General features: G+C 68.7%; 8 protein-coding genes. 6 read left to right on the plus strand and 2 right to left on the minus strand.

The annotated features are described in order from the left end of the window. Positions 1–12 precede the first annotated feature (12 nt). The 6 genes from AN478_RS10460 (at position 13) to AN478_RS10485 (ending at position 9,154) form a co-directional block, all read left to right on the plus strand. Complete coding sequence (locus AN478_RS10460; RefSeq protein WP_054966556.1) at positions 13–564, plus strand: DUF4124 domain-containing protein; 552 nt, start codon at positions 13–15, stop codon at positions 562–564. A 63-nt stretch (positions 565–627) separates the two neighbouring features. After that, positions 628–1,401 carry a ketopantoate reductase family protein gene (locus tag AN478_RS10465; protein ID WP_054966557.1) on the plus strand — a complete coding sequence of 258 codons (774 nt, stop codon included), beginning with the start codon at positions 628–630 and terminating at the stop codon, positions 1,399–1,401. A 309-nt stretch (positions 1,402–1,710) separates the two neighbouring features. Next, positions 1,711–3,561, plus strand: a complete 1,851-nt coding sequence (gene ilvD / locus AN478_RS10470; RefSeq protein ID WP_054966558.1) for a dihydroxy-acid dehydratase — start codon at positions 1,711–1,713, stop codon at positions 3,559–3,561. 223 nt (positions 3,562–3,784) lie between these two features. Further along, positions 3,785–5,458: a dihydroxy-acid dehydratase gene (gene ilvD, locus AN478_RS10475; protein ID WP_054966559.1), complete on the plus strand. Its 1,674-nt coding sequence runs from the start codon at positions 3,785–3,787 to the stop codon at positions 5,456–5,458. Positions 5,459–5,466: 8 nt separating this feature from the next. After that, positions 5,467–7,461 (plus strand): mechanosensitive ion channel family protein, encoded by a 1,995-nt coding sequence (locus AN478_RS14760; protein ID WP_054966560.1) that lies wholly within the window; start codon positions 5,467–5,469, stop codon positions 7,459–7,461. 373 nt (positions 7,462–7,834) lie between these two features. Continuing rightward, a complete protein-coding gene (locus AN478_RS10485; protein WP_054966561.1) occupies positions 7,835–9,154 on the plus strand; it encodes a 3-deoxy-D-manno-octulosonic acid transferase in 1,320 nt (439 codons plus the stop codon). A 92-nt stretch (positions 9,155–9,246) separates the two neighbouring features. Here AN478_RS10485 and AN478_RS10490 read toward each other — a convergent pair whose 3' ends face one another. Together AN478_RS10490 and AN478_RS10495 are read right to left on the minus strand one after the other, a co-directional pair. Then, complete coding sequence (locus tag AN478_RS10490; protein WP_054966562.1) at positions 9,247–10,113, minus strand: MraY family glycosyltransferase; 867 nt, start codon at positions 10,111–10,113, stop codon at positions 9,247–9,249. Between the two features lie 805 nt (positions 10,114–10,918). Further along, entirely contained in the window at positions 10,919–12,046 is a 1,128-nt protein-coding gene (locus tag AN478_RS10495; protein ID WP_054966563.1) for a glycosyltransferase family 4 protein, read from the minus strand. Positions 12,047–12,050 lie beyond the last annotated feature (4 nt).

Raw genomic sequence — 12,050 nt, forward strand, 5'->3', positions numbered from 1 at the left:
GGACCCGAACCCATGCCACTGCCCGCCAACGCCCGGCAGCCGCGCCTCGCTCCCATCCGGGGGAAGGCCGCCCCGCTGCTCCTGGCTCTCGGCGTCTGCCTGGCCGTCCCGGCCACGGCGGCCACCGTCTACAAGTGGACCGACGAGGACGGCACCGTCCACTACTCCGACGCGCCCCCGCCGGGCCAGCAGGACGTGGAGCGCCTGGAGATCGAGTCCGGCGCCCCCCGCCCGGAGGTTGGCCAGGAGCAGGAATCCGAACCCGACCAGGAGGAGGACGGCGGCGCCGCCGACGTGAACATCTCCGAGGCCGAGATCCAGGCAAAGAAGCTGGAAGACCAGGTGGAGAAGGCCCGGCAGATCTACGAGCAGGCCCGGGAGAACCGGATCGAGGGGGAGAAGGTCCGGCTCGGCAACGAGCAGAATTACGTCCGCTACCTGGAGCGGATCGAGGGGCTCAAGGAAGAAGAAGAACAGGCCAAGAAGCAGCTGGAGGAGCTCCGCCGGAAGCTGGAGGAAGCCCGCTCCCGGCTGCAGGAGCTGCGCCAGAAGGCGCAGGAGTAGGGAGAGCGGCCCCGTACCGGCCGGCCCTGGACCCGATTACCGACTCGCAAAGGGAGGTTCTCCATGCACCAGCCCGTCGTGCTCATCGGCGCCGGCGAGATGGGAAGCGTGTTCGCCCACGGCCTTCTGCGTGCCGGCCATCCCGTCTATCCGGTCACCCGCGACATGGACCCGGAGCAGGCGGCAGCGGCCGTTCCGGACCCCGCCCTGGCCCTGGTTACCGTGGGCGAGAAGGACCTCCATACCGTGCTGGCCGATCTGCCCCCGGCCTGGCGGGACCGGGTGGGCCTGATCCAGAACGAGCTCCTGCCCCGCGACTGGGAGGCCCACGACCTGCCGCAGCCCACGGTGAGCGCGGTGTGGTTCGAGAAGAAGCCCGGCAAGGCGGTGAACCCCATCATCGCCTCGCCCGCCTACGGCCCCGGCGCCGACCTGCTGGTGAACGCCCTGGACGGCATCGGCATCGGCGCGCGCCGAGTGGACGACTACGACGAGATGCTCTTCGAGCTGGTGCGCAAGAACGTCTACATCCTCACCACCAACATCGCCGGGCTGGAGACGGGCGGCACCACCGGCGAGCTGTGGAACCACCACCGCGAGCTGGCTCAGCAGGTAGCCGACGAGGTGATGGACATCCAGGCCTGGCTCACCGGCGCCGAGCTGGACCGCGAGCGGCTGGTGGCCGGCATGGCCGAGGCCATGCTCGCCGACCCCGAGCACGGCAACACCGGCCGCTCCGCCCCGGACCGGCTGGCGCGCGCCATCGGCTACGCCGACGAGGCGGGGCTGGAGGTGCCCAAGCTGCGGGCGCTGGCCGCCGAGCACGGCGGTTCCTAAAAACAGAAAACGCCAAACCGCCAAGGACGCCAAGAGTCGCCAAGGAGAAACGGCCCCAAACGGCAAAATCCTCCTGTAGGAGCGGCGGCCCCTCGCGGCGACCTGCCGAATAACGTCCCCCAGACCGAAAGGCATCGCGGCGGGGGCCGCCGCTCCTACACTCCGTTTTCCGACATTTTTGGGCCTTTTCGCCTTCTTGGCGCGCTTGGCGTCCTTGGCGTCCTTGGCGTCCTTGGCGTCCTTGGCGTCCTTGGCGTCCTTGGCGTCCTTGGCGGTTCATCATCGACTTAGCCTCTGGAGACGACTCCCATGCCGCAATACCGCTCCCGCACCACCACCCACGGCCGCAACATGGCCGGCGCGCGCGCCCTGTGGCGGGCCACCGGCGTGAAGGACGACGACTTCGGCAAGCCCATCGTGGCGGTGGCCAACTCCTTCACCCAGTTCGTGCCCGGGCACGTCCACCTCAAGGACCTGGGCCAGCTGGTTGCCGGGGCGGTGGAGCAGGCGGGCGGCATCGCCAAGGAATTCGACACCATCGCCGTGGACGACGGCATCGCCATGGGCCACGGCGGCATGCTCTACAGCCTGCCGTCGCGGGAGCTGATCGCCGACTCCATCGAGTACATGGTGAACGCTCACTGCGCCGACGCGCTGGTGTGCATCTCCAACTGCGACAAGATCACCCCCGGCATGCTCAACGCCGCCATGCGGCTGAACATCCCGGTGGTGTTCGTCTCCGGCGGGCCCATGGAGGCGGGCAAGACCAAGCTGGCGGGCAAGGACACCAAGCTGGACCTGGTGGACGCCATGGTCTACGCCGTGAACCCGGAGCTGTCCGACGAGGACATGGAGAACGTGGAACGCTCCGCCTGCCCCACCTGCGGCTCCTGCTCGGGCATGTTCACCGCCAACTCCATGAACTGCCTCACCGAGGCCCTGGGGCTCTCCCTGCCGGGCAACGGCTCGCTGCTGGCCACCCACGCCGACCGCAGGGCGCTGTTCGAGGAAGCCGGCGAGCTGGTGGTGAACCTGGCCAAGCGCTACTACGAGGGCGACGACGAGACCGTCCTGCCGCGCTCCATCGCCACCTTCGAGGCCTTCGAGAACGCCATGTCCCTGGACATCGCCATGGGCGGCTCCACCAATACGGTGCTGCACCTGCTGGCGGCGGCCCGCGAGGGCGAGGTGGACTTCCAGATGGAGGACATCGACCGGCTGTCGCGGCGGGTGCCGCACCTGTCCAAGGTGGCGCCCTCCAGCAACCAGTACCACATGGAGGACGTCCACCGCGCCGGCGGCGTCATGCGCATCCTCGGCGAGCTGGAGCGCGGCGGGCTGCTGCACACCGACCTCCCCACCGTGCACAGCCCCACCATGGACGAGGCTTTGGCGCGCTGGGACGTGCGCCGTACGGAGGATGAGGCGGTGGTCAGCCGCTACCTGGCCGGGCCGGCGGGCATCCCCAGCCAGGACCCCTTCTTCCAGGCCACCCGCTGGCCGTCCCTGGACCTGGACCGCGAGAACGGCTGCATCCGCGACGTGGAGCACGCCTACAGCCCCGACGGCGGGCTGGCGGTGCTCTACGGCAACCTCGCCCCGGAGGGCTGCATCGTGAAGACCGCCGGGGTGGACGAATCCATCCTGCAGTTCACCGGCCCGGCGCGCATCTTCGAGAGCCAGGAGGCGGCGGTGGAGGCCATCCTCGGGGATAAGATCAACGCTGGCGACGTGGTGATCATCCGCTACGAGGGCCCCAAGGGCGGCCCCGGCATGCAGGAGATGCTCTACCCCACCAGCTACCTGAAGTCCAAGGGGCTGGGGGCGCAGTGCGCCCTGATCACCGACGGGCGCTTCTCCGGCGGCACCTCCGGGCTGTCCATCGGCCACGTCTCCCCGGAGGCGGCCCAGGGCGGGCCCATCGGCCTGGTGGAGGAGGGCGACACGGTGGTCATCGACATCCCCGGCCGCTCCATCGGCATCGACGCGGACGAGGCCGAGCTGGAGCGCCGCCGGGCCGCCATGGAGCAGCGCGGTGCCAAGGCCTGGAGGCCCGCGGAGCGCCAGCGTCCGGTGACCCAGGCCCTGCGCGCCTACGCCGCGCTGACCACCTCGGCCGCCCGCGGCGCCGTGCGCGATCTGTCGCAGGTGGAGGGCTGAGGGACTCAGCCGGTGCGACGGGGCACCCGTAGGAGCCCGCTTTAGCGGGCGATGGCGGAATTGAGCCGCCAGGGCTCGGGAGGGTAATCGCTCACTAAAGTGAGCTCCTACGGACGGCTTTATGCGGACTCGGACGCCGTTGGACCCAGGGGCAGCCTGCTGGCCCCCTAAGCGGGTAGTCTGGTAAGGGTGATTCTTCGGTCCAAACAGGGGGCACCACGCCATGCCGGATAACCGCCGCAGCCGCGCCACCACCGAGGGGGTGCGGCGCACCCCCAACCGCGCCATGCTCCGGGCCGTGGGCTTCGGCGACGAGGACTTCGGCAAGCCCATCGTCGGCGTGGCCAGCGGCCACAGCACCATCACGCCCTGCAACGTGAAGATCGGCGACCAGGCCCGCCGCGCCGAGGAGGCCCTGCACGAGGCCGGGGCCATGCCCCAGCTGTTCGGCACCATCACCATCTCCGACGGCATCTCCATGGGCACCGAGGGTATGAAGTATTCCCTGGTGTCGCGGGAGGTGATCGCCGACTCCATCGAGACGGTGTGCCAGGGCCAGTCCATGGACGGCGTCATCGCCCTCGGCGGCTGCGACAAGAACATGCCCGGGGCCATGATCGGCATCGCCCGCATGAACATCCCGGCAGTGTTCGTCTACGGCGGCACCATCAAGCCCGGCTGGTACAAGGGCGAGGACCTGACCATCGTCTCCGCCTTCGAGGCGGTGGGGAAATACCAGGCCCACAAACTCGCCGAGGAGGACCTCCAGGGCGTGGAGCGCAACGCCTGCCCCGGCGCCGGATCCTGCGGCGGCATGTTCACCGCCAACACCATGTCCTCCGCCTTCGAGGCCATGGGCATGAGCCTGCCCTACTCCTCCACCATGGCCGCCGAGGACGAGGAGAAGGCCAAGTCCGCCGAGGACTCCGCCCACGCTCTGGCGCACGCCATCCACGCGCAGATCCGGCCCCGCGACATTCTCACCCGCGAGGCCTTCGAGAACGCCATCGCCGTGGTCATGGCCCTGGGCGGCTCCACCAACGCGGTGCTGCACCTGCTGGCCATCGCCCGCGCCGCCGAGGTGGACCTGTCCATCGACGACTTCGAGCGGATCCGCGGCCAGGTGCCCGTGCTGTGCGACCTCAAGCCCTCCGGGCGCTTCGTCACCACCCAGTTCCACCACGCCGGTGGGGTGCCGCAGGTGATGCGCATGCTGCTCGACCGCGGCCTCCTTCACGGCGACTGCCTGACGGTCACCGGGGAGACCGTCGCCCAGGTCCTGGCGGATGTGCCGCCGGACCCGGACCCGGGCCAGGAGGTAATCCGCCCCTTCGACGACCCCGTGTATCCGCAGGGGCACCTGGCCATCCTCAAGGGCAACCTGGCCCCGGACGGGGCGGTAGCCAAGATCTCCGGGCTCAAGACCACGTCCATCACCGGCCCGGCCCGGGTCTTCGACTCCGAGGACGCCGCCATGGACGCCATCGAGAACCGCGAGATCAATGCCGGCGACGTGGTGGTGATCCGCAACGAAGGCCCCAAGGGCGGACCGGGCATGCGGGAGATGCTGGGCCCCACCTCCGCGCTGGTGGGACAGGGCCTCGGCGACTCGGTGGGCCTGATCACCGATGGCCGCTTCTCGGGCGGCACCTACGGCATGGTGGTGGGCCACGTGGCCCCCGAGGCGGCCGCCGGCGGCCCCATCGGCCTGCTGGAGGAGGGCGACCGGGTCACCATCGACGCCGCGCACCGCCTGCTGGCGGTGGACCTGGATCGGGCGGAGCTGGAGCGGCGCCTGGAGGGCTGGGAGCCGCCGGCCCCCCGGTACACCCGGGGCATCCTGGCCAAATACGCCCGCCTCGCCCATGAGGCCCACCTCGGCGCCACCACCGATTGAGGACCCCCATGGAGGAATCCGGCAAGACCGCCTTCGGGCGCCTGTCCTTCGTCGGCCTGCTGGCGCTGCCCCTCCTTCTGGCCCTGCCCTTCCTGCCGCTGCTCAGCCTGGCCGGCGAGGCGGAGGTGCCCATGGAGACGGTGGTGGAGGAAGGCCCGTACCCCTGGGCCCCCGAGACCCTGGAGAAGGCCGGCGGCCAGGCGGTGGCCATCGCCTCCATCCGTCCCGGCTGGGGCCTGCCCACCGCGGAGGAAGTCCATTGGGGCCTCGGGCTGGGCCTGGTGGCGGGCCTGGCCATCGGCTGGTACCTGCGCCGCACGGCGGACCGTTGGGGCCGTGGGCGGGGGGACGACACGCGCCGCAGCCGTCTGGGCCACCTGGGGCAGGGCCTGGCGTGGGCGGTGCGCGACCGGGCCTTCTCCCTGGCCGTACCCGCCGCGCTGGTGGGGGCCCTGGAGCTGGTGGAGGCCCGCGACCTGCCCTCGGCCTTCCTGCTGGAGGTGGCCCTGGGCCTGTTCGCCGTCTACCGCCTCGGTGTGGCCCTGTTCCCGGTCCTCCTGCGGCCCTTCGAGTCCGACGACCTGGCCAAACGGCTCGACCAGCCGGGTGTCAAGCGCCTCTGGAACGCCGGGCGCGGCCTGTTCGCCGTGACCGGTGTGGCGGCCTTCCTGCTCATCGCCCACCAGAACTACCCGCTCCCCGTGGAGCTGCAGTCGGTGGTCACCCTGCTGCTTACCCTCCTGGCCCTGCCGCCCCTGTGGGGCCTGCGCCACCGTGCGGGCTGGCGCAGCATCGGCGGCGCCGAGGCCGGGGAGCGCCTGGCCCCGGCGCGGGAGCTGGCCCTCGGGCTCGGCCGGCTCCTGGTGGCCGCCACCGCCCTGGGTCTGCCGGCCCTGGCCGCCACGGGCCACTACCGGCTGGCCGGATTCCTGCTCCTCAACCTCCTGGCCTCCATCCTGCTCCTGCTGGCGGCGGGCGCCCTGGCCACCGGCCTGGCGCGCGGCATCGGCCGCCTCAAGCAGGGGAGGCCGCCGGAAAGCCTCGCCCCCATCCTGACCCCGGACCGCCAGGCCAACGTCGTGGACCTGCTCGCCGTCCTGGTGCGGGGCGTGGTGCTGCTGGGCGGGGTGCTCAGCGTCCTGGCCCTCTGGCAGTTCCCGCTGGAGCGGGTCTGGTGGTCCATCCGGCCAGTGCTGTTCGGGTTCCAGATCGGCCAGTACGAGTTCTCCCTGGTCGGGCTGGGGGTGGGGCTGGCCGTGTTCCTGGTGGTGTTCTATTTCGGCCGCTGGCTGCGGGCGGGCCTCCACCACCGCGTCCTGCCCCGCTTCACCCCCGACATCGGGCTGCGCAACAGCATCTCGTCGCTGGTGTTCTACGCGGTGCTGGTGGTGGGCGGCTTCATCGCCATCTCCGCCGCCGGCTTCGACCTCACCAACCTCGCCATCATCGCCGGCGCCCTGTCCGTGGGCATCGGCTTCGGCCTGCAAAACGTCATCAACAACTTCGTCTCCGGCCTGATCCTGCTCTTCGAGCGCCCCATCAAGGTGGGCGACGTGGTGGAATACCAGGGCCAGTGGGCGGAGGTGCTGCACATCCGGGTACGCTCCACCGTGGTGCGCACCTACGACCGCGCCGAGCTGATCGTGCCCAACTCCGAGCTGGTGTCCTTCACGGTCACCAACTGGACCCACTCCGACTACCGCACGCGGTTGATCATCACCGTGGGGGTGGCCTACGGCTCCGATACCCAGCAGGTCCGGGAGCTCCTCCTCCAGACCGCCCGGGAGCACCCGGGGGTCTACCCGGACCCGGAGCCGGCGGTGTTCTTCCGGGACTTCGGCGACAGCGCCCTGCTCTTCGAGCTGCGCTGTTTCACCCACCTCGACAACGTCCTCACGGTGCCCTCGGACCTCCGCTTCCGGATCGACGCCCTGTTCCGGGAGCACGGCATAACCATTCCCTTTCCCCAGCGGGACGTGCATTTCCTTACCGCCCCGAGCTGAAGGGCCCTTGCGCGGCCGGAAAAGGGCATATTCCGCGCAGTGTAAGGGTTTTCACTAATTCCCCTCCTCGAGCCCACCATTTTACGTTTGCCTTTACCCATCCCCCGGGGATGGATCCCGGGCTTTGCAAGAGGGGAGAAGGCATGCAGTCCGCAAAGGAGCAGAACAGGCCAGGCCCCGCGGCCCGATCTCAGGGCGCACCTCTCCACAAACCACCGGAATGCCCATCTTGCAATAGCATGGCCCTGCACCGCATACGGCGCCGGTGGTGGATGCGGCTACTCCCCTCCTCCCGCCGCTATTATTGCTCGAGCTGCAACCGTGTCTTTACAGTGCAGGATTAGCCCCGCTGTTCGCCAAGGAATCCACCCCCATGTCCCTGGACCCCTACAGACTGGTGGCGCCCCTGGCCGCCCTCCCTGCGACCGGGTATATCCTCTGGCGTGCGGCCACCGAAAAACGGGGCAGGCGCTATGTCCGGCAGCGGCTCGGGTGGGGGTTTCCCGCCGGGCCCTACGACTACTGGATCCATTGTGTCTCCGTCGGCGAGACCCAGGCCGCCCTGCCCCTCGTCCATGCCATCGCCCGGACACACCCCGGCAAACGCATTCTCCTGTCCACCTGCACGACCAGCGGGGCGGAGACGGCCGCCAGCCAGCTGCCGGAAGGCGCCCAGCACGCCTACCTACCCATTGACCGCCACGGCGCCGTTCGCCGGTTCCTGGACCAGGCCCAGCCCCGCTGCGCCCTGATCGTGGAGACCGAGCTCTGGCCCAACCTGTTCAATGCCTGTGGCCGGGCGGGGGTTCCCCTGTTCCTGCTCAACGGCCGCCTATCGCAGCGCACCCTGCAAGCGCCCGCCTGGGTGCGTGCCATTCTCCGCGATGCCCTGAGAAACGTGGAAAGCTGTCTGGCCCGGTCCGAGGAAGATGCCCGACGCTTCGAACGGCTCGGCCTCGCCGGGGACCGCATCCAGGTGCTGGGGAACCTCAAGCATGCCCGGACCCTGGACACGGTTGCGGACGCTTCCCCGGAGCCGCCCATCCCGCGGCCCTTCCTCCTTGCCGGCTCCACCCACGCCGGAGAAGAGGCCCGCCTGGGAGGTATGTGGCGGCGTATGAACCACCAGGGGCGGGTGCTGGTCATCGCCCCCCGCCACCCCAAGCGAGGCCACCGCATCCTGCAGGAGCTCAAGGCACAGGGCCTCCAGGTGGCGGTCCGGAGCCGTGACGAGCCGGTAACCGAGGAAACGGACATCTACCTGGTGGACACCCTGGGCGAACTGACACGATTCATGGCCCATGCCGATGCGGTGTTCCTGGGCGGCTCGCTGGTGCCGCGTGGCGGGCACAACCTCCTGGAGCCTGCCGCCTTCGGCAAGCCGGTGGTCACGGGGCCCCATATGGAAAACTTTCCGGACGAGACCGCAGCGCTCCGTGCGGCAGGGGGTGCGATCCAGGTAGCCGATGCGGCCGCTCTCGAGGGGGTGGTGGCCAAGCTCCTGGCCGACCCCGAACGGCGCCGGGCCTTGGGGTCGGCCGCCCGGCGGTACCTGGACGCCCAGGGGGACGTCCTGGCCCGTTACCTGCATGCCCTGGGCGTGCTGTATCCGGAGGGGTTCGCGGCAACGCCGCCCGCCGGGGAGCGGGACTCGGAAGGAGAAGCAGAACAACCGGTAGGCGCCCTTGGCTGAGCCGGCCCGCACGAACGGTCCGGTGCCCACCCTTCAGCACCATTTCCCGGATACCGCCCTCACATAGGCCTTCGGCCCGTTAGGAGGCGGTGCTAGGCGCCAGGGCCCTGGGACCGCTCCCGAGCCCCCTTCGGGAGCAGCCATCCGAACCAGCTACCCAAGCGCCTCAGGTGCTGGATGGACTCCGCATACAGGATGAAGAGCAGGAGGAAGGCGGTCAGGATCCAATAGTCCGCCAAGCCGATTCGGGCCATGCCCAGGCCCACCAGTCCCATGACGGCGGTGAGGCCGGTCACGAGCAGCACGGTGGCATTGACGGATACCCCATGGTCCCGGAGGACGAAATGGATATGCTCGTGGCCGGGCTCCATGGGGTGCTTGCCCTTGCTCAGTCGCAGGGCGATGGTGGACAAGGTATCCAGAACCGGGAGGGCGAGGACCCAAGCCACGGCGGCCTTGTCCAGGGCGGCGGGCGTGGTGTGGGAGATGCCGATGGCCAGCCAGGCCAGGGTCAGGCCCAGCCAGGTGCTCCCGGCGTCCCCCAGGAACACCAGGGCCCGGTTTCGGCCCGGCCAGCGGAAGTTGTAGATGTAGAAGGCGGCCACAGCCGTGAGGACCACAAGGGCCAATTGGCCGTAATCCTGGGCGCCCCCGGTGAGGGCCGCCAGGCCCAGCACCCCGAGGATGGCCATCACCACCCCGCCCAGGAGGCCGTCCAGGCCGTCCAACATGTTCAGGGCGTTCATCAGCCCGACGGTGACCAGGACGGTGAAAGGCTCCGCCAGGGGGCCCAGCCGCAGCTCCCCAATAATCGGGAAGGTCCCCAGCGACTCCACCACCATGCCGCCGTAAGCCACCACCCAGTAGGTCACCAGGCACTGGATCGCGATCCGGAGAAGCGCGGGCAACGGGGCCCGGTCATCCCAGGCCCCAACACCGATCAGCACCAGGGAGGCCATGAGGTAGACCTCCCAACCACTTACCGCCGAAGGCTCAAGCCACAACAGGGTGACAAGCGTCCCGGCCGCAACCCCCAGACCCCCGATCACAGGCGTGGTCTGCTTGTGGACCTTATGTCCGCCGGGACGATCCACCCACCCTAACCGATGAGAAACCGGCATAAGGAGCCGGATAAGCAAGAGGGAAACCGAGAACGGAAGAAAATAGGCCATGGCCCACCCTGTCCCTTGTGAGCGTGAAGGCCTCCCCCCCGGCAAGCCAGTGTTTTGTAATCGCCAGCCAAGCTGGCGCTTTGGTTTCGCTGTCAGTCGGCCCGTTTTGGACTATGCATGCATCGGCGCCCCGAGCCCGATTTCTTGCACAAAAAACGAACACTCCCGCCAGGGCGCAAAGCCGAGGCAACGTGAATGTTCAGGTAGGACTAAAATCCGAAGGACTTGGCTGTAACCAGGCTCTAACCATGCCACGTTGGGCACAGAGAACCGGGGTTGCTCCCGCCAGCGACAAGCAGGGCCTGCCCGCTCCAAAGGAGGAGCCTTACCGAACGGGCGATCAGGTAATACCGTAGCATGGTACGGGTGCCATATGAAAGGAGAATGCCAATTCTGTTATGGCACCCCCTAGCCGGGCGCCCCCCTCCAAACAGGAACAAACCTTTAAAAATGCCCGGCCCAGGCGTCTCTACTATCCTAAGGCGATTTGCACACACAATCTCCCGTCAAGCCGGGGCAATTTGCCCCGGATCAAGTCCGGCCCGGGAAGCGAACCGCGCTTACCTGGTAGGCAAAAAGGAACCGGCTTGTATCAGGCAGGCCTTACAGCCGCTTGGTCCACGGCTTCGTCGATCGCCTCCAAATAGCGCTGGATGACGATCCGCTCATCGAACTCGCGCTCCATCTTGGCCCGCCCGGCCACCCCCATGGTCTCCCGCTCACCCATCTCCAGCTCCAGAAAGCGGGTCATTTGCCGGGCAAGGTCTTCGGCATCCCGCGGCTGGCAGAGGAACCCCGATTCCCCGTCATCCACCACCTCCCGGCATCCCACGGCGTCGGTGGTGATGACCGGCCGGCCCATGGCCGCGGCCTCGAGCATGGTGCGGGGCGTGCCTTCCCGGTAGGAAGGCAGTACCACGCAGCTGGACCGAGCAATGTGGGGGCGCACGTCGTCGGCCTCGCCCAGGTATTCCACGAGGCCCTCTTCGACCCACTCCTCCAAGGTCTCATGGGGGATCGCGGTCCGGTTCTCCACGCCCAGCGGGCCGAGGAGCTGGAAGCGCACCGCCGGATAGTGGCCCCGGAGGATTCGAGCCGCCTCCACGAATTCCCCCACCCCCTTATCCCAGACCATGCGGGCGACCAACAGGAATACCGGCGCCTCTATCTTCTCCATGGCGGACACCTGAAAGCGGGACAGGTCCACCCCGGACCCGGGGAGCTGGCCGATGAGCTCCCGGCGGACCAGGGACCGTCGGAGGAATAGCTCGAGGTCATCGCCGTTCTGGAAGAACACCCGGCTGGGCCAGCGCTGGGAGACGCGGTAGAGGACCTCCACCATGCGGGTCAGCCAGCCCTCCCGGATGAAGGCCGTACCCAGCCCCGTGACCGTGTTTATGCAGGGCACCCGCGCCAACCGCGCTCCGAGGCTGCCGTAGATGACCGGCTTGATAGTGAAGTGCAGGGCAAGGTCGGGCTGCAGACAAGCATACATCCGCCTGTATCGCCAGATGGTACGCAGGTCCTGGACAGGGTCGTTGCCCTTGTTGTCCATGGGGAAGTCGATGACCTCGCAGCCCAGCTCCGCCAGCCGCTCGCTCATGGCATCCGGAGGCGCCAGGGTAGCGACCCGGTAGCCACGCTCCATCAAGGCCCGAATTACCCCGGAACGAAAATTATAGAGGTACCAGGCGGTATTGGCGGAGAGGGTTACGAGCATTCCG

It is taken from the genome of Thiohalorhabdus denitrificans, from assembly GCF_001399755.1.
Lineage (GTDB): Bacteria > Pseudomonadota > Gammaproteobacteria > Thiohalorhabdales > Thiohalorhabdaceae > Thiohalorhabdus > Thiohalorhabdus denitrificans.